Here is a 17,524-nt window from a genome sequence, read left to right as displayed (position 1 = left end):
TCTCGCCGATTGTATTTTTGCCGCTTCGCCGCGCGTGGTATCCTTGCACACTATGAGAATAGTCGGAGGACACGCCCGCGGCTGCACACTGGCCGGGCCGGGCAATAAAAAAATACGCCCCACGCCGGACAAAGTCCGGCAGGCGCTGTTCAACATGATCGAGGTGGAAGGGGATTCCTTTTGCGACCTCTTCAGCGGCACCGGCGCGATTGGCTGCGAGGCGCTCAGCCGCGGCGCGGCTTCCGTGACCATCGTCGAACACCACCTCCCCTCGGTGGTGCTCATCCGCCAAAACGTCGAAAAGGTGAGCAAGATGCTGCCAGCCCCCGCCCAGACGCGGGTGGTGAAACAGGACGCGGTGGAATTTTTGCGCGGATGCGGGCAGGACAACAACCGGTTCGATTTCATCTATTGCGACCCGCCGTACGATTGGGACGGAAGAAGCGCCCTGCTGACCGCCGCGTACAACGCCAAAGCGCTGTTGCCCGACGGGATTTTGATTCTGGAAATGCCCAGCAAAGGCCTGCAACCGCCGGAGTTCGAGCCGATCAAGGAAAAGCGGTACGGCGACACAAAGCTCCTTTTCTATTCCTTCGGCTGACCTCTCTCTTGGTACCACAGAATTCATTCTTGGTTGCCCCTGAAGGGGCAAATTCCTTCTTGGCCCTAACGGGCCAACAACAGGTTAAAACCTGTTGTACCCTCAATTTTTCGTGGATAATGGCGGATATGGATTTGCTGGAAGGGTTTTTAATCGCGGGAGTCGCCGCCATCGCCGGTGCCGCCGTCTATGCGCTGGGGAAAAAATCAGCCGCGCCCGATGCCGGAATGAAGCAGGACCTCGCGCTGATGCAGCAGACCCTCAACGCGCAACTCATCGACCAGACCAAAACGCTGCTCGAAACCATCACCCGCGTACGCGAGGAGAGCCGCGCCGCCATCACCTCCGGCTTTGGCGATACGCAGGGGAAGCTGGCCGAATCGATGCAGCACGGCCGCAAAGAGATCGCCGACAGTCTCGGCAGGTCGCAGCAGATACTTGCCGAGCGGCTGGAAAAACTCATCAAGGAAACCGCCGACCTCAAAGCCGCCTCGGGCCGGATGGTGGAAATCGGCGGCGACATCCGCAACCTGAACCAGATTCTTGAAGGCTCCAAGAGCCGCGGCAGTTACGGCGAATGGCAAATGGAACTGTTGCTCAAGCAGGCCGTCCCGGCCGAGCGGCTCCGTTTCCAGCACAAAATCGGCGATGGGATCGTCGACGCCGCCATTCTTTTGGAAGAACGCGTCCTTTGTATCGACAGCAAGTTTCCAGCGGCGAACCTCGTCAAATTTTACGAGGCCGCGCCGGGGCCGGAGCGGGACAGGTTTCTTTCGCAGTTCCACGCCGACGTGCGCAAGCGGGCCAAGGAAATCGCCCAGCGGTATATCGTGCCGCGGGTGACGCTTGATTTCGCCGTCATGTTCGTTCCCGCAGAGGGGGTATTCCTTGAGATCGTCGGCAACCACGAGTTGCATCAGGCGCTGATGGATATGCGGGTGGTGCCCGCCTCGCCGAATTTCCTGTTCGTCTATTTTCAGGCGCTCGCCGTCGGCTTCCGGGGAATGGCGGTGGAAAAGCGCGCGCAGGAAATAATCCACGCGATACTCGATTTGCAGGTGAACTTCCAGAAATTCCAGGAGACCTTCGACGTGCTGGGCAAGCACATCGCCAACGCGCACACGCAGTTCGACAAGGCCAACGTGCAGGCGGTTAAAATCGCCGGCACGCTGGACAACCTCAAGCTCGGCCAAACGGGGGAGCAACCGCTGTCATTCTGAGCCGCTGGCGAAGAATCCCTTTCCGGAGCCGGATTCCCCGTCGCCAAAGGTTCTTCAGAATGTGCCGTTTACAATCAAAATGATGTGTTACAAGCAAATAGAATTGTCCGGTTTTAAGCGGTAGAATTAATATAGAAGATGCGGATACGCCAGGAGGACTTATGGTGCTGGTGTGGAAATGCCTTGTGTGCGGCAAAGTAATGCCGTGTAGCGACGACGAATGCCAAACAATCCCGGAAAAATGCCCCGATTGCGGCGCGCCCAAACAGGAAATGGTTCAGGTTGATGAGGACTGACCCCCATTTTGCCTGCTTTCCACCGGGAGGTGGCGTCCCCCTGTTTTAAACAGGGGGTTTAAAGGACATCCCTGTTTTCAGTCTGGATGCGGGAAGGTGTTGTTCCATCAAAAAAAGGCTACCAATCCAGCGTATCGCCGATGCGGACGACGTTGATATGCCCGTCGGCCGAAAACCCGCGCCGCGCCGCTTCCGTGATCAGGCGCGCGGGCGGCTCGTCCCACGGCTCGTCGGTCATGTCGAACGCGCCCCAGTGGATGGCCAAAAACTTTTTCCCCCGCACCTGCGTAAAAGCCTCCAGCGCCTCTTCGGGGTTGAGGTGGTGCGCCTTTATCAGCTCCCGCGGGCTGTAACAGCCGATGGGCATGGCCGCCAGGTCTATCGGCCCGTACTGTTCGCCAATCCGGGGGAAGAACGATCCGAAGCCGGTATCGCCGGGATAGTAGAAAGTTTTTTTTCCTTCCACCACCCAGCCGCACCAGTGGCTCCGGTTGCGGTCCCACGGCGTGCGCGAGGAGTAGTGCTGCGCCGGCACGCTGTGGATGGTCAACCCGTGGTGTTTCACCGCGCCCCACCACGGCACTTCGACGGCGTTGGAAATCCCCCGGTGCTTGAACCACCGCTTCAGTCCATCCGGCACGAAAAACACCGGCTGGTACATCCGCTGCAACGCCAGCACCGACGGGAGGTCGAGGTGGTCGTAGTGGCTGTGGCTGATGAGCACGAAATCTATCTTCGGCATCTCTTCCGGTTCGAAGGCGGGGGAGGTGTAGCGCCGCGGCCCGAAAAAGGGGAACGGCGACGCCCGGTCGGAAAAAATCGGGTCGGTGATGTAAAAATGCCCCTGCTGGCGGCAGAGAACGGTGGAGTGTCCCACCCACGCGGCGATGTTTTTCGCCGGCTCGATGCGGCTCCAGACTTCGCGCTCCACTTCGGCGGCAATGGCCTCCCGCGCGGCGCCGCCGGGCCGTTCGGCGAGGCCGCGTCCGAGCCGCCGGACAAGATAGCTAAACGCCGATTTGTGGCCGGGCATCCGGTAGGCGGGATCAAGGTTAACGTAAATCTTCCGTTTCCCCATAACCCTATTATAGCCCACGGGGGCGCCGCAGTCAGTCCTCCTCGTAGCTGAAGCCTTCGACCTTGTTGTTTTTCCGCCCGGTCAACCAATCAATGAACCGGTACCAATACGCGGCGATGAATGCCGCGATCGAAAGTTTCGCCACCCGCACCACCAGCTTGTAGTCCTCCACCGGCAGCACCTGGATAAGTTCGCCGAACGTGAAGTTTTTCAAAAAGAGGGCGATTGATTCCTTGAAGTCCTCCTCGGTGAGCGTGAGGGTGAACATCCGTTCGCACAGTATCGGGTCGATCTGGTTGAAGAAGTTGATGAATTTGTCCAGCATCGGCGCGGGCGCGTTGGAGAGGAAGTGCATCACCAGTTTGTCGAACACCACCTGAAATTCTTCGGTCACGCGCAACGCAGGAATTTCCTGCAGCGCCTCGGCGTCCAGCCGTCCCTGTTTGATGGTCTCATCCAACCTTTCGGCGTAGGTTTTGTAGTTCTGCAAAATGAAGGTCATCCCCCACCCGCAGGGGGTTGTCCAGCAGCCGGCGTCGCCGATGAACGCCACGCGGTCGGCCGCTTTGTTCTGCGATACCTCGCCGCTGGGATACCAGCCGAATTTTTCCTCTATCACCTTTGCGCCGTGGAATGGCGCGGTGGAATTCTCCTTCCGCAGCATCCGCTCGAAAAGCGGCGCCATGGCTTCCTTGGTCACCTGTTTTTTGCGCAGAAAGAGCAGCAGCGCGAAAACCCTGTTCGGCCCCAGCACTTCGTACTCGAACACCGGGCGGCCATGCGCAAGCGAAGCTTTGGGGTTGGCGTTGGTGTCCTTGAACGTTTGCCACATCATGTAATCGCCGATCTCAAGGCCGCCGGTGAGCGGCATCTCAAGAACGGCGCCGTAAACCGACCACCAGTAGTAGCTGTCATCCTCCATCCGGAGTTGTTTGATCACCGGGCTGTTGTAGCCGGAGGCATCCAGCAGCAGGGGCGCCTTGAATATCCCCTTGGCGGTGGTCACATGCACCTGACCGCCGCTTACATAATGGCTGACGTATGCGGTGTTGTCCATAATGGTGGAACCGTTCTTTTGAATCACGTCCACCCAGTAGGGGAGTATCTTCTTCTCATCGATGTAGGGATAGGCGGGGAACAGTTTCGCGCGCCATTGCGTTTTGGCGCCGGAATAGGTGGCGGCGAGGAAGCGGGTGACGCCGCCGTAGCTGAATTGCTTTGTTTCCGCGTCCAGCACAAACGGGGGGACGAACCAGCTCCGCTTGGTCTGGCCGGCGGTTTCTTTTTCCAGCACCAGCACGCGGTACTTTTTTTTCGCCATCTCCGAGGCGACGCTGAGGCCCGCCGGACCGCCGCCCACGATGATGATATCGAAATCGTTTCCGTTTTTTGCCGCAGCCATCATCATCTCCCGCCGCCGTCGCGCATGAAAATAATCACCACCACGCCACTATACTTCGTGCCGGGAATTGTGGCAAGCGGCACCGGGGGTCCTCAATCTCCGGCTAAAAGGGATCACGAGGCGTGAAGAAACGGCTTCTAACCATCTGCGGTTGACCCCGAAGGGGGCAAGCCTTCTTGGCCCTTGCGGGCAAGGGAGCCCCGGTATGTAATTTCAATCCGGGGCGGGCATCCCCTTTAAGGGGACAACAACAGGTTGTGGCCTATAGGCTATTTCCGCCGCAGATTGAATTACCAATCCTGCGACTCCTTAAACCTGTTGTACCAACACAATGCTCTTCCGTAGCCGGAGATTTTTTTTGGGGGGGGGTTAGTTGTTGCGCCAGGATTTTTGCACGCGGTCCAGCTCGCTTTGGAGGTATTCCGAGGTGATGTTTTTGCTCTTGAGGATTTCGCTCTGGAGCTTTTCCAGGTAGTTGCGCTTTTCCTGCTCGTACAGGCGATCCAGGTCTTCCTTTTTTTTCACCATTTCCATGATGATCTCCTGGCGCTTGATGTCCTGTTCGGCCCGTATTTCGTCCAGCATGGCGGCCACGCGCCGTTCGCGTTCGCGGGTCAATTCCGCCTCCATCCGCGCCACGCGGTTGCTCCGTTGATCCAGCATGTCTTTTTCCACATCCATCCCGCGACGGGCGCTCATCAAGCCCAGTTCCCCTTCTATCTTCTTTTGCCGTTCGGCCACCTTGGTCCTAAGGCGCGCGGTCATCTTGCGGATCATGATCTTGCGCCGCATGTTCAGCTCTTCGCGCAGCGCCAGGGTCAGGCGGGCGCGCTCCTCTTCAACGGCGGCCTTCGCCTTGCGGCGGCGGTCGGCCAGCTCATCTTCGATTTCCACCATCCGCGCCTGCAGCCGCTTTTCCTTTTCGGCCTCGGCCTCGCGTTCGATGCTTTCGCGCATCTCCACCAGGCGGCGGCGGCTTTCGAATTCCAGCCACTCTTCCTTTTTTTTGGCCAGATCGCGGTAGCGTTGATCAATCCGCTCTTCCATGCGGCGGGCCTCTTCGTCCGCGAACCGCGCCGACTCGCGCGCGCGCTCATCGCGCAGCCGGGCGATTTCGTCGTCCAGCTTGAGGAGCCGCGCTTCCTTTTCGCGCTGCATCGCGGCGGTCAATTCCGCGAACTGCCTCTGCCGCTCCGCCTGCAGGTCATTGCCGATACCGGCCAAGCGGTCCCGTTTTTCCCCTTCCATCGTTTCGGTCAGCTCTTCCAGCCGGCGCTGATGCTCTTCCTTGATGAAACGTTTAATCTGCGCCACCGATTCTTCGCGTTTGTGCTCGGCCCAGAGTTTCATCCGGCGCTGTTCATCCTCCTCCGCCTTCCGGCGGTGGGCGGCGATTTCGTCGGCGATTTTTTTCCTGTCGTACTCCACGCGGCTTTCCAGCAGCTCGCGCCTTACCTGCCCTTCCTCTTGCAGTTTCACGTCCAGCTCGCCCAGCAGGCGCATCCTTTCACGCTCCTGCCACTCCCGCAGGGACTCCTCGGCCTTGCTCCGGCGCAACTCCATCTCCCGGTCCCACGCCTCCAGCCGCCGCTTGCGGTCATCTTCCAGCGCGGCCTTCTGCCCGGCTTTCAGGCGCGTCTCTTCGTCGCCGATATCGGCGCGTACGCGGGCGCGCATCTCGGCCATTTCGGCATTGATCTCCTCGGCCAGCGCTTTACGCATGCGCGTTTCCTCGGCGCTTATGCGTTCCCGCATTTCGCCGCGCATGGCGGTCTCCACATCGCGGATGGTATGCCCCATCGCCTCGGTCTTGCGGCGGATTTCCGCCTGCATATCCTGATCCAGCTGGCCGAGCCGCTGCGCGCGGATATGCGTTATCTCGGCGCGCACCTTTTCGATCTCCTGATCGCGGCAGAGGCGCATCTCGGCGGCGATGGCGTCCATAAGACCCTCGCGCTGGCGGAGCAGTTCTTCGTTCAGCTCCTGCACGCGGCGTTGCCGCTCCTCGCGGATGATGCCGATAATCGTCTCTTCCTTTTCCTTGCGCTTCTGGCGGATCGCCTCTTCCATCATGCCGGTGAGGCGCGCCTCTTCCTCGGACACGCGCTGTTCCATGTTGGCGCGCAAATCGTCCGCCACGCGCGCCATTTCGCGGTCCAGGCTGGCGATGCGGGTGGCGCGGTCCTGCGCGATGTCGCGGCCCATATCCACCAGCCGCGCCTGGCGGTCGGCCTCCAGTTGCGCCAGCAATTCCTCCCGGCGGCGTCCGGCGTCCGTCTGCGCCTCCATCATCAGCTTCTGGCGGGTCTGTTCGGCCTCCATCGTCATGCGGCCCTTGATCTGCTCGCGCAGCCGCCCGATCTCCTGCTCCAGGTGGGCCAGCCGTTCCTGCCGTATTTTTTCCAGCAGCGGGGCGAGTTCCTTTTCCTTCTCTTCGCGCAGGCGGGCCATTTCCGCCATCAGCGCCTTTTTCATCATGGCGCGCTCGGCATCGGTCTCCTGCTCCAGGGTGCGGCGGATGCCGGCGCGGCGGCGGTGCTCCTCCACATCCATCTCGCCGGCAAGCAGCATCACGTCGCGGTGGATGTCGGCGGTGAGGTAATCGCGCGTGCGGGCGATCTCCGCCTCGAGGTCTTTTTCCACTTCGCGCCGGACGGCGGAAACTTCGGTATCCACCGCCAGCATTTTATTTTCGCGGTGGCCCTCCACCGCGCGGTCGATCTCTTCGATGCGGGCGCGGCGTTTTTCCTCCAGCTGCTGCCAGATCATTTCGCGGATTTTTTCCACCTCTTCGGCGAGTTCCGTTTCCATCCGGGCCAGTTTCTTCTTTTTTTGCATCAGCAGGCCGCCGTCGATTTCCGTTTCCGCCATCTTGCGGCGCTGGGCGATATCGCGGTCGGCGGCCACCTTGGCGGCGCGGTAGTAGGCCTCGATCTGCGCGTCGATCTCCTTGAGGCGGTACTCCTTCACCTTGTCCATGGCGTCGAGCGCCTCGCGTTCCTTCAATCCCGTTTCGGCGGTCAGGCGGGCGGCGCAATCCGCCTTCATGGTTTCGTAGTCCTTATCGAGCCGTATCTGACGCTCACGCCGCTGCTGTTCCGTCCATCCGTTCAGTTCTTCCAGGCCCCGCTTGCGGCGTTCGGCCAGCTCGGCGTCCAGCCGCTTGGCCGCCTGCGCGCTCCGCTCGGTCTTGAGCCGCTCCATCTCCCGCTCCAGCAGGGCGGCGCGGCGCGCGCGTTCCATCTCCATTTCCCGCTCCAGCGCGGCGAACATCTCGGCCTTTTCGGCGGCGGCATGCGGCGCGGCCCCGGCCACCGGCGCGCCAAACAGGCGCTCCAGCCCCTGGCGCATCCGCTCCTCGCCCAGTTCTTCCACGCCGGCGATATCGAGCGCCACCGGCCCCACCGCGTCCAGTTGCGGACTGGCCCCCGGCCGCGCCAGCGACGGCGGCAACACGAACACCGGCAGGTAAAACACCTTGCGGACATCGATCCCCACGCCGTCGAGCGCGGTCTTGAGCCTCCGTCCCGCGGCCTCCATGTGATCCGGCGATGAAACGGAGTTGACGATAACGTTGCAATCGAGCGCGGCGCGCGCCTGTTCCCACGCGGGCAACAGGCGGGGATAGCGCAATTTAAGCATGGCGCCAATGTGGGCAAGCAGCGGAGCGGCCTCAAGGGTTCGCTTTTTGTCTATCTCGCGCACCGCCTCCGCACCGCCCTCCGCCTTTATTACCAACCGTTCAAACCGGCGAATAGCCACTGTCAACAGGGTGTCGCGCAGACCGTCCATTCCCGGTTCGCTGGCGGCGGCGATAATGGCGCGGCCGTCGGCCCCGAGAAAATAATCGGCCGCACGCCTATTGGCTATCCGGCCGATGTCGACCACCACATAATCCGCCCCCGACCGGCGCAGCCGTTGTATCAGGTTGCCGCGGGCCGGAATCCGGTTGCGCCCGCCGCGGGGGCTTCCCGCCGCGCGGAGAAACGAAAGTCCCTTCACCGGCGTTTCCGCGGCGAGGTCGGCTATGCTTTTGGTCTTGGCGTAGAAATCGATCAGGGATGTTTCGGGAGCGGTGACGCCGAAAATGCGGCAGGCGGCGCTGGAGCCTTCATTAATATCCAGCAACAGCACCTTTTTCCCGGCGCGCGCCAGAGCCGCCGCGGCGAACGCGGCAACCAATGATTTGCCGCAACCGCCGCCGGTGCCGGTAACCGCGAAGATGCGGGTGGCAACGGCCGAACCGCTCACCTGTTCCTTCAACGTATACTCCTCCTCAACGGGCTTCATTATATCCCATCCGTTAGCCGCTCCCCAAGGAAGCGCCAAAAAACGGACGGGTATCTGCCGCTCAATATTAAGGATGCAAACACCATGCCCTCACCGAATCCGTGTCCGGCGACCCCTGACAAAACAGCAACGCATTGCAATACATGCCGTTATGCGCCATATTTCGCGCCTTTGCTTTTGTCATATCCACCCACCCGGCCCCAACGCCGTAAATAATTTGGCGTACGCGGCAAAACTTGCAATAATCGTGTTTTCCACAATGCCGCAAATATCAGAAACAGCAACGGAATTCAGGCTTTTTTGACCGGACGGGAATATGTGATGGTGAGATATGTTTTTAAGGGCCTCGTCGGTTTTTTGGCCTTTATCGGGTTTATCGTCGTGGGCATCGCGGGCTGGGTATCCACGTTCTTCATTTGGCCGGACATCTCGCACCTGAAGACCGGCATCCCAAAAAAAACGGCCTTCATGGAATTCCGCGAGCGGCAGTGGGCGGAAGGAAACAAAAAGGTGAAGCTGCGCTACACATGGACGCCGCTGGCCGAAATCAGCCCGTTCGTTCAGGACGCGGTGCTGATCTCCGAAGACGATAAATTCTGGCAGCATTACGGCTTCGACCTGGCGGGGATACAGGACGCGCTGGAAAAAAACATGCGCTCCGGCACGATGAAAGCGGGAGGAAGCACCATCACCCAGCAGCTGGCGAAAAATATTTTCCTCTCGCCGGAAAAGACCGCCATGCGCAAACTAAAGGAGGCGTTCTTAACCCTCCGGCTTGAACGCGAGCTGGGCAAAAAGCGGATATTGGAGCTTTACCTGAACGTGGCGGAGTGGGGAACCGGCATTTTCGGCATTGAAGAAGCGGCGCGGCGCCATTACGGCAAACATGCCAGCCAACTGACGCCGGATGAAGCGTGCCGGCTGGCCGCCGTCCTGCCGAACCCGATCCGCTTCTCCCCCACCGGCGATTCGCGCTATGTGGAGACCCGCGCCAACGCCATCCTCGGCGTGATGCAGAAACGGGACAAGGGGCTTTCCATTTGGGAAGACCTGCGGAAGGACACATTGCTGGACGGCCAAACGGAAAATCAGGATATTCCCCTCGTCCCCGCCCTTCCGCCCGGGCCGGACGAAGAAAACGCCCCGGCGCCATGAAACGGCACATCGCCGCGGCAATCGCGGGTCAAGACGCCGCGAATGAGCCGCGAATATTGTGATGGCGGGGGAATGATGCACACGGGGCGGAAACCCCGTGGGAGTTTCCGCCCCGCGCGCGGGACGCAATTACATCAGCGCCATGAACAGGATCGGAAGCATGAAGAGGGCCGCGAACGCCGCCAGCCAGAAATACGAAACAACGTTGCCCTTGGTTTCACAGTGCGTGCCATAGCAGATCAGGTCTTTTTCATAAGTAAGGTGTCGCATAAACCATCACCTCTCTTCTTCGACTTGGTTTTATTCTACCACGATTCCGGGAATAGTGTACCAAATTGGTCAACTATGCCCGGCTGGTTATTTTATCCGTTATTTCAGCCGTTCTTTTGGCCCATGCCTGATGGGTGCGAGAGGTATAATATAGACAAGAGAGGGTGCCGGACAGACTGTCCGCCCCCAAGCGGCCTGTATGGAATAGCGGAAAGGCGGGTGATTCGATTGATGAATGTTTGGGACGCAATTAAAACAGCCTCGAAGGGTTCCCTGGCCGTGGCGCGCGAAGCGATGGGCGACGCCATGACCTCCCCGTTCATGATGAAACAGATGGGGATGATGGGAATGAAGGCCATGCGGATGCTCCCCACGATGAAGCCGGCCATGCCCGGCATGATGATGGGGCACCACTCCATGATGATGATGGCCTCCAAACCCTCCCGCAAACACACGCCGATGCATCGGCTGGAGAGGGGACGCCACGGAACGCGGGGCTGGAACAAATAGTATGCGGTAAGCGGAGCCGCGCGGTCCAACGCCGCGCCTCTCCGCCGGGGCGGGTAAAATAACGCGCACCCGGTTGCCTTCCCGCGTACTTTTTTTGCGCCCCCTTTTCACCCCCGCCCACGCGGGAAATACGGTACAATCGCCGCTTATCCGGCCCAAAAAATATGAATAAAGAAAACGTGCTTGTCGCCATGAGCGGCGGGGTGGACAGCTCCGCCGCGGCGGCCCTGCTGCTGGAGCGGGGTTATGGGGTCATCGGCATCACCATGCGCCTGTGGGACGCGCCCGCCGAAACGGAGAAGCGAACCTGCTGCTCGCTGGACGATGTGAACGACGCCCGCCGCGTGGCCGACCAGCTCGGCATCCCCCATTACACGCTCAACATGAAAGAGGAATTCAAAAAGAGCGTCGTCGATTATTTCGTGGACGAATACATATCGGGCCGGACGCCGAACCCCTGCATCGCCTGCAACCGGGTGCTGAAGTTCGGCCTGCTCCTCAAAAAGGCGCGGCAGCTCGGCTGCGCCAAACTGGCGACCGGCCACTACGCCCGCATCGTGGAACTGGACGGGCGCAAGCGCCTCGCGCGCGGGCGCGACCCCGAAAAAGATCAAAGCTACTTTCTGTTCGACGTCCCGCCGGAAACGCTGGGGGAAATTCTCTTCCCGGTGGGGGAACTGACCAAGGAGGAAACACGCGCGGTGGCGGCACGGCACGGCCTCAAGACGGCGGAAAAGCCGGACAGCCAGGAGATATGCTTCGTGCCGGACGACGACTATCAGAAATTCATCGCCGGGCTGGAACTCAACATCCCCCCCGGCGACTTCGTGGACAAAAAAGGAAAAAAACTCGGCGCGCACAAGGGGATACCCTTTTACACCGTGGGGCAGCGCCGCGGACTGGGCGTGGCGGCGGGCGGGCGGCTGTATGTCACCGATATCGACGCGGAACAAAACGTCATCCGCCTCGGCGCGGAAGAGGAGCTTCTCGCCGGCTCGGTGGAAATCAAGAACCTCACGCTTCACGAAGAGCCGCGCGGCGGCGCGGTGGCGGTGCAGTTGCGCCACCGGCGCGCGCCGGTCAACGGCGTCATCCGGTTCACGGCGGACGGCGCGGAGGTGCGCTTTGACAAGCCGGAACGGGCGGTCGCGCCGGGACAGGCGGCGGTTTTTTACCGCGGCGACATCGTGACGGGCGGCGGATGGATAGAACGTTTTTTCACGGCGGACAACGGAGCATAAATGAAATTTGATATCGGCAAGGCCGCGGAGGCCGCCATGCGGCTGGCGCGCGCGGCGGGGGACATTCAGCGCGCGAAGTACGAAACGAACGTGAAGGTGGAACTCAAAGGCACCATCAATCTGGTGACCGAGGTGGATGTGGAATGCGAGCGGCTCATCACCGCCGCGCTCCGGGACGAGTTCCCGGAACACAACGTGGTGGCCGAGGAAGGAACCGACACCAACACCGGCAGCGGCTACACCTGGTACATCGATCCGCTGGACGGCACCACCAACTACGCCCACGGCGTGCCGGTCTTCGGCCCCTCCATCGGCCTGGTGAAAGACGGCGAGCCGCTGGCGGGGGCGGTGTACGACCCGATGCGCGACGAGATGTTCAGCGCCGTCAAAGGGGAAGGGGCGTACCTCAACGGCAAGCGGATGAAGGTATCGGACACCGCGCGGCTGGAAGGCGCGGTGCTGGCCACCGGCTTCCCCTACGAAATACGGACGCTGAAAAGCAACAACATGGGAAATTTCAACCGCGTGGCGCCCGAATGCCGGGCGATACGGCGCTGCGGCGCCGCCGCCATCGACCTGGCCTGGACCGCGCGGGGCCGCTTTGACGGCTTTTGGGAACAGTACCTTTATGCATGGGACATGGCGGCCGGCGCGCTGATGGTAACCGAGGCGGGGGGAACAGTCACCGACATGAAAGGGGAAAAACTCGACCTGCTGGGAAAACATATCTGCGCCGCGACGCCGGGCATCCACGCCAACCTGCTGAAACTGTTGGAGTGTTGAACCGGTGTTATTTTGGCTGTTGACGGAAAGCCGTCCCTTAAGGGTACAATTGTGTCTTCCTTAAATAAAGGAGTGGGGTAACAGTGGGCATTGTCAGAGTGGGCGTTACGGGCATCGCGGGCCGTATGGGGAAAGAGATCGCCAACTGCGTTCTTGAAAACCCCGCTCTGCGTCTGGCCGGGGGGACGGAACGCCCCGGGCACCCGCAAATCGGGGTGGATGCGTTCATCCCGCTGGGGCGTGGCGCGGGCGGGCCAAAGATCGCCGCCCACCTCAAAGAGATCATCAACGATGTCGATGTGATCATCGACTTCTCAACCCCCGAAGCGACCATGGAACACTTCGCCGTCTGCCGCGCGGCGGGCAAAGGGATCGTCATCGGCACCACCGGCTTTTCCGCCGAACAGGTGAAGGAGATGGACTCGCACCGCGCCGCCATCCGCTGTGTGCGCGCGCCGAACATGAGCATCGGCGTGAACGTGCTGTTCAAGGTGCTGGCGGATACCGCCCGCATCCTGGGAAAAACCTACGACATCGAGATCATGGAAATACACCACAACCTGAAAAAAGATTCCCCCTCCGGCACGGCGATGCGCCTGGCCGAGATATGCGCCCGCGAGACCGGGCGCGGCCTCGACAAAGTGGGGGTGTACGGACGCCACGGCATCACCGGGGAACGGACAAAGGACGAGATCGCCGTGATGGCGCTGCGGATGGGGGACGTGGTGGGGGAACACACCGTATACTTCGCCGGGCAGGGGGAACGGGTGGAGCTTACCCATAAGGCGACGAGCCGCCGCAATTTCGCCGCCGGGGCGGTTCGCGCCGCCGAATGGCTGGCGGGACAAAAAAACGGCCTGTATGACATGCAGGACGTGTTGGGCCTGAAATAGGAAATGTTCGGATGGATAGTGGCCGGATTTATCTTTGTGATAATGGTCTGGCTGCTGGGGCACACCTGCTATTTGATGATGCAAATGAAAAAAAGCGCCGCCGGTGAAAACAGGGAAGATGGGGAAAAGGGAGAAATAGACGATGAGCATCGGTGACTACATAAAACCCGAATACGTGCTGCTCAACATGAAGGCGCGGAACAGGCATGACGTGTTTGTGGAACTGGCCGGTTGCCTGGAAACCACGGGCCTGCTCGACAAGGCGAACGCCGAGGTGCTCGTCCGCAAGCTTGAAGAACGCGAGAAACTGAGCACCACCGGGGTTGGCGAATCCATCGCCATCCCGCACGCCTCCCTCGAAGGGTTCAGCGAAACGGTCATCCTCATCGGCGTCCTCCCCAAGGGGGTCGATTTCGCGTCGGTGGACGGCCAGCCGGTTAAAGTGGTTTTCATGATTATCGGCTCGCAGGCGGTGCCGCGCCTCCATATCCAGATACTCGCGCGGATCGTCCGCCTCTGCCGCAACAAGGACCTTATCAAGAAGGTGCAAATAGCCTCCACCCCGCAGGAAGCGCTGGAAGCCGTCCGCCAGGTGGATAACTGAGTGGAGCTTCTGGTTTGTGTCATCAACAAGCCGGAACTCCTTGAAGACGTTCTCGCGGGCTTTATCGAGGCCGGCATTGTTGGCTGCACCGTCATCGACAGCAAGGGAATGGGAACGATCATCGCCAACGAGGTGCCGATTTTTTCGGGTTTCAAAAATCTTTTCAGCGGCGTGCGGGAATCGAATTACACGGTTTTTACGGTAATACAGGATAAGGAAACGCTTGGGAACGCCATTAAAGTCGTCAAGGAAATCTATGCCGGAGCGGAAGAACCCGACGCCGGCATTTTCTTTACCGTCCCGGTCACGAACGCGTACGGCATCAAGCCGCAGTAGCCGGCCGGCGCGGGGGGCGGCATGAGCGCCATCCTCGGCCTTGTCATCCTGGCGGCGATAGCCTATGCCGGTTCGCTGCATATTTTTTCCAAGGAAAAGCTGCCTCCCCTCCTGCGGTACCTCTTTTATACCGGCTGGGAGTTCATGCTCATCGGCATCATAATCGGCCCCTTCGCGCTCGATTTCTTTCCCGAATTCCTTTTGCGCGAGCTGGAGCCGGTGATTCATCTGGGGCTGGGCTGGGTGGGATTGCTGATCGGCGCGCAGATGCGGTTGACCGATTTGGCCCGCGTGGAACGCTGGCAGCTGCGGCTCACCCTTTATCAGGCGCTTATTTCCGGCCTTCTGGTGATGCTGGCCGTCTATCTGCCGCTCCATTATTTGTACAAGCGGGGCATCGCCGACGCCGTGATCGCCGCGGCGGTTCTGGCCGCCTCGGCGGCGGTCTCATCCCCCACCGTGCTGGCGCTGCTGGGAAAAGAGCGGCGCTTCAACGCCACGGCCCGCCAACTGCTCAACGTCGTATCGAGCCTCGACGCGATGGTGGCCGTCGTGCTGCTGGCGCTTTCCCTGACCGTGCTCCGCCACGGCATCGCCTCCTTTACGCTCGGCCTTAAGTATTTGGCGCAGGCCGCCGGCACGGGCCTGTTGCTCGGCTTTTTCTTCCGGCACTTGCCGCGCGAAAAACTGAAGGAAAAGGAACAGATGGTGCTGATGGTCGGCTTTGTCTTTTTCAGCGCGGGGGTCGGCGGGGTGCTTTCGGTATCGCCGCTGGTCATCAGCTTTATCGCCGGCGCGTTCCTGGCCAATACGCTGCGCCCGGAGGATCCCCTCTACCGCGCGGCATCCAACACGGAGCGCCCTTTTTACATCATCATGCTCCTGCTGGCGGGCCTCATGTTCGTCCCCTCCCCCCTGGCCTTTCCCATTGCGCTGCTGGTGGCGCTGGTGCGGCTTTTGGCAAAACAGCATTCGCTCCGCTGGCTGCTGGGCCGCCGCGCCGCGCCGTTCCCCTTCCCGAAAAGCGGGGGGCTGGCGCTGGCCTCGCAAGGGGCGATGGCGCTCGTCATCGGATTTGCCTATCTCTCGGTCGAAAACGGCGGCATGGGCCGCGACGTTTTTTCCATAATCGTCCTGTGCGTCATGCTTAACGAGATGGCCGCCCCCTTCCTGATAGGCCGGGTGCTGGCGGAGGAGCGATGATCAAACGGCAGATTCTGGCGCTGACGATCATCTTCCTCATCATGGGGAACCTCTCCTTCTTCCTCGGCGGCAAGAGCTACACCGGCGCCTCCGCGGTCACCATCATCCTCGGCTTCATCATGCTGGGGGCTTTTTTCGTATCCAAACTGGCCGAGCGGGCGGCGCTGCCGCTGCTCACCGGCTATATCATTTTCGGCGTTCTGGCCGGCCCCGCCGCGCTCAACATCATCGAGCAGCCCCGCATCGCCGAATTTTCCCTCATCAACACCCTCGCCTTCGCCTACATAGCCCTGTCGGTCGGCGCCGAGATCGAATGGAATTTCCTTAAACGGCAGGGGGTGAAGATACTGGGGATCGGCATCCTGAACGTTTCCATCGTTTTCACCGGCATCCTCATGGTGTTTTACCCGCTCATCCATTACGGCTTTCCCGGCTTCCCGTCCGTGCCGGAGGGGTTTGCCGCGGCGGCCGCGCTTGTCATGGCGGCCATCGGAGCCACCACCTCGCCCGCCGCCACCGGAGCCATCGTGAACGAAACCCGCGCCAAGGGGGAACTGACCGAAAACACGCTCGGCATCGTCGTCACCAAAGACATCCTCGTGATAACCCTGTTCACGGTGGTCATGGCGTGGATCCGCGGCGGCGGCGGAAAACCCCTGTCGGCGGATGAGCTGCTCTGGACCATGGCGGCGGAAACGGGCCTCTCGCTGCTGGCGGGGGCGCTGCTGGGGGCGTTCGTGGCGCTCTATATCAAAACGATGGGAAGCCTGATGCTCCCGTTCACCTTCGGCGTGGCGGTCATCTCCGGCGCGCTCAGCACGATGATGCACCTCAACGTGCTGCTGCTCTGCGTCACCACCGGCTTCGTGGTGCGCAACTTCAGCGCCGAAGGGCACAAATTCGTCCGCGCCATAGAAAAAGGGGCGTTGCCGATCTTCATCATTTTCTTCTCCCTCGCGGGCGCGGCGCTCGATACCGGCGCGCTGCGGCGGATGTGGGCCGTGGCGCTCATCTATTTCGCGGTGCGCGTGGCGCTGATGTACGTGGCGACCACCTTCGCCACCCGGCTGCTCGGCGCCTCCCCCCTGCTGCGGCGGATGCTCTGGAAAGGCTTTGTTTCACAGGCGGGGGTCTCGCTGGGTCTGGCGCTTATCGTCCGTGAACAAATCCCCGTCTGGGGGGGCGCGCTGGCCACCCTCATCATCGCCGAAATAACCATCTGCGAAATTATCGGCCCCATCATATTCAAGGGGGCGCTGATTGAAGCCGGAGAGGCGCTTAAACAGGAGGAATCGACCATGCGGCGCGCGGCGCCCCCCGCGGAGCTTTAGAATTCCGCATGAAAAAAGCGGGGCGGCCTCAGGTTATCGGCTTCCCCGTCCGATAACGGACGGGAAAAGCCGTGAAACGCGGCGGCAAGGGGACTGCCTGAAGGAGATGGGCCGATAGTTTGGGTGTCGCGGAAGTACTTGCTTTTTCAAACAATCAAATCATAATAGAATGACATACAGGCGATTTACCGGTACACACGGATGGAGGCCAAAGGGGATTGCCCCCGCCGTGTCCGGTTAAAAACATCAGCGAAGAATACCGCAAACGCGGCCGCGGGGTTGACGTTATCATCAAGCAACCCGCTGAAAAA

General features: G+C 60.7%; 16 protein-coding genes. 12 read left to right on the top strand and 4 right to left on the bottom strand.

All coding sequences use genetic code 11. The annotated features are described in order from the left end of the window. Window positions 1-52: 52 nt before the first annotated feature. Together rsmD and HZA03_09850 are read left to right on the top strand one after the other, a co-directional pair. The gene (rsmD, locus tag HZA03_09855) at window positions 53-601 is read left to right on the top strand and encodes a 16S rRNA (guanine(966)-N(2))-methyltransferase RsmD (protein MBI5638259.1); all 549 of its coding nucleotides are present in this window, start codon (window positions 53-55) and stop codon (window positions 599-601) included. Window positions 602-729: 128 nt separating this feature from the next. Next, entirely contained in the window at window positions 730-1,821 is a 1,092-nt protein-coding gene (locus HZA03_09850) for a DNA recombination protein RmuC (protein MBI5638258.1), read from the top strand. Window positions 1,822-2,235: 414 nt separating this feature from the next. On the opposite strand, the gene HZA03_09845 is transcribed toward HZA03_09850, so the two are convergent. The 3 genes from HZA03_09845 to HZA03_09835 all read right to left on the bottom strand — a co-directional run bounded on the left by HZA03_09845 (window position 2,236) and on the right by HZA03_09835 (window position 8,887). Beyond that, window positions 2,236-3,195 carry an MBL fold metallo-hydrolase gene (locus HZA03_09845; protein ID MBI5638257.1) on the bottom strand — a complete coding sequence of 320 codons (960 nt, stop codon included), beginning with the start codon at window positions 3,193-3,195 and terminating at the stop codon, window positions 2,236-2,238. Window positions 3,196-3,226: 31 nt separating this feature from the next. Beyond that, window positions 3,227-4,603, bottom strand: a complete 1,377-nt coding sequence (locus tag HZA03_09840) for an NAD(P)-binding domain-containing protein (GenBank protein MBI5638256.1) — start codon at window positions 4,601-4,603, stop codon at window positions 3,227-3,229. Window positions 4,604-4,966: 363 nt separating this feature from the next. After that, a complete protein-coding gene (locus HZA03_09835) occupies window positions 4,967-8,887 on the bottom strand; it encodes a hypothetical protein (GenBank protein MBI5638255.1) in 3,921 nt (1,306 codons plus the stop codon). 321 nt (window positions 8,888-9,208) lie between these two features. Here HZA03_09835 and mtgA point away from each other — a divergent pair, with 321 nt between their 5' ends. Then, entirely contained in the window at window positions 9,209-10,042 is an 834-nt protein-coding gene (mtgA, locus tag HZA03_09830) for a monofunctional biosynthetic peptidoglycan transglycosylase (GenBank protein ID MBI5638254.1), read from the top strand. 129 nt (window positions 10,043-10,171) lie between these two features. Here the strand turns inward: mtgA and HZA03_09825 are convergent, their stop codons facing one another. Then, a complete protein-coding gene (locus HZA03_09825) occupies window positions 10,172-10,312 on the bottom strand; it encodes a hypothetical protein (GenBank protein ID MBI5638253.1) in 141 nt (46 codons plus the stop codon). 231 nt (window positions 10,313-10,543) lie between these two features. Here HZA03_09825 and HZA03_09820 point away from each other — a divergent pair, with 231 nt between their 5' ends. The 9 genes from HZA03_09820 to HZA03_09780 all read left to right on the top strand — a co-directional run bounded on the left by HZA03_09820 (window position 10,544) and on the right by HZA03_09780 (window position 17,213). After that, entirely contained in the window at window positions 10,544-10,822 is a 279-nt protein-coding gene (locus tag HZA03_09820; protein ID MBI5638252.1) for a hypothetical protein, read from the top strand. Window positions 10,823-10,986: 164 nt separating this feature from the next. Further along, window positions 10,987-12,063: a tRNA 2-thiouridine(34) synthase MnmA gene (gene mnmA, locus HZA03_09815; protein ID MBI5638251.1), complete on the top strand. Its 1,077-nt coding sequence runs from the start codon at window positions 10,987-10,989 to the stop codon at window positions 12,061-12,063. Beyond that, complete coding sequence (locus tag HZA03_09810; protein ID MBI5638250.1) at window positions 12,064-12,846, top strand: inositol monophosphatase; 783 nt, start codon at window positions 12,064-12,066, stop codon at window positions 12,844-12,846. An 89-nt stretch (window positions 12,847-12,935) separates the two neighbouring features. After that, window positions 12,936-13,739 (top strand): 4-hydroxy-tetrahydrodipicolinate reductase, encoded by an 804-nt coding sequence (locus tag HZA03_09805; protein ID MBI5638249.1) that lies wholly within the window; start codon window positions 12,936-12,938, stop codon window positions 13,737-13,739. A gap of 18 nt (window positions 13,740-13,757) precedes the next feature. Then, entirely contained in the window at window positions 13,758-13,895 is a 138-nt protein-coding gene (locus HZA03_09800) for a hypothetical protein (GenBank protein ID MBI5638248.1), read from the top strand. After that, complete coding sequence (locus HZA03_09795; protein ID MBI5638247.1) at window positions 13,882-14,343, top strand: PTS sugar transporter subunit IIA; 462 nt, start codon at window positions 13,882-13,884, stop codon at window positions 14,341-14,343. The genes HZA03_09800 and HZA03_09795 overlap by 14 nt, the downstream gene beginning before the upstream one ends. Next, window positions 14,344-14,679, top strand: coding sequence for a hypothetical protein (locus HZA03_09790; protein MBI5638246.1), 336 nt, complete (start codon window positions 14,344-14,346; stop codon window positions 14,677-14,679). A gap of 21 nt (window positions 14,680-14,700) precedes the next feature. Then, window positions 14,701-15,882, top strand: a complete 1,182-nt coding sequence (locus HZA03_09785; protein MBI5638245.1) for a cation:proton antiporter — start codon at window positions 14,701-14,703, stop codon at window positions 15,880-15,882. Beyond that, window positions 15,879-17,213 carry a cation:proton antiporter gene (locus tag HZA03_09780; GenBank protein MBI5638244.1) on the top strand — a complete coding sequence of 445 codons (1,335 nt, stop codon included), beginning with the start codon at window positions 15,879-15,881 and terminating at the stop codon, window positions 17,211-17,213. Before HZA03_09785 ends, HZA03_09780 begins: the two co-directional genes overlap by 4 nt. Window positions 17,214-17,524: the final 311 nt, after the last annotated feature.

It is taken from the genome of Nitrospinota bacterium, assembly GCA_016217735.1.
Taxonomy (GTDB): Bacteria; Nitrospinota_A; UBA7883; order JACRGQ01; family JACRGQ01; genus JACRGQ01.
This window is presented reverse-complemented; position numbering and strand designations above follow the sequence as displayed.

Bases quoted from the DNA above. Each gene is read 5' to 3' on its own strand.
- rsmD (MBI5638259.1), top strand. From the start codon at position 53: ATGAGAATAGTCGGAGGACACGCCCGCGGCTGCACACTGGCCGGGCCG.
- HZA03_09850 (MBI5638258.1), top strand. From the start codon at position 730: ATGGATTTGCTGGAAGGGTTTTTAATCGCGGGAGTCGCCGCCATCGCC.
- HZA03_09845 (MBI5638257.1), bottom strand. From the start codon at position 3,195: ATGGGGAAACGGAAGATTTACGTTAACCTTGATCCCGCCTACCGGATG.
- HZA03_09840 (MBI5638256.1), bottom strand. From the start codon at position 4,603: ATGATGATGGCTGCGGCAAAAAACGGAAACGATTTCGATATCATCATC.
- HZA03_09835 (MBI5638255.1), bottom strand. From the start codon at position 8,887: ATGAAGCCCGTTGAGGAGGAGTATACGTTGAAGGAACAGGTGAGCGGT.
- mtgA (MBI5638254.1), top strand. From the start codon at position 9,209: ATGGTGAGATATGTTTTTAAGGGCCTCGTCGGTTTTTTGGCCTTTATC.
- HZA03_09825 (MBI5638253.1), bottom strand. From the start codon at position 10,312: ATGCGACACCTTACTTATGAAAAAGACCTGATCTGCTATGGCACGCAC.
- HZA03_09820 (MBI5638252.1), top strand. From the start codon at position 10,544: ATGAATGTTTGGGACGCAATTAAAACAGCCTCGAAGGGTTCCCTGGCC.
- mnmA (MBI5638251.1), top strand. From the start codon at position 10,987: ATGAATAAAGAAAACGTGCTTGTCGCCATGAGCGGCGGGGTGGACAGC.
- HZA03_09810 (MBI5638250.1), top strand. From the start codon at position 12,064: ATGAAATTTGATATCGGCAAGGCCGCGGAGGCCGCCATGCGGCTGGCG.
- HZA03_09795 (MBI5638247.1), top strand. From the start codon at position 13,882: ATGAGCATCGGTGACTACATAAAACCCGAATACGTGCTGCTCAACATG.
- HZA03_09785 (MBI5638245.1), top strand. From the start codon at position 14,701: ATGAGCGCCATCCTCGGCCTTGTCATCCTGGCGGCGATAGCCTATGCC.
- HZA03_09780 (MBI5638244.1), top strand. From the start codon at position 15,879: ATGATCAAACGGCAGATTCTGGCGCTGACGATCATCTTCCTCATCATG.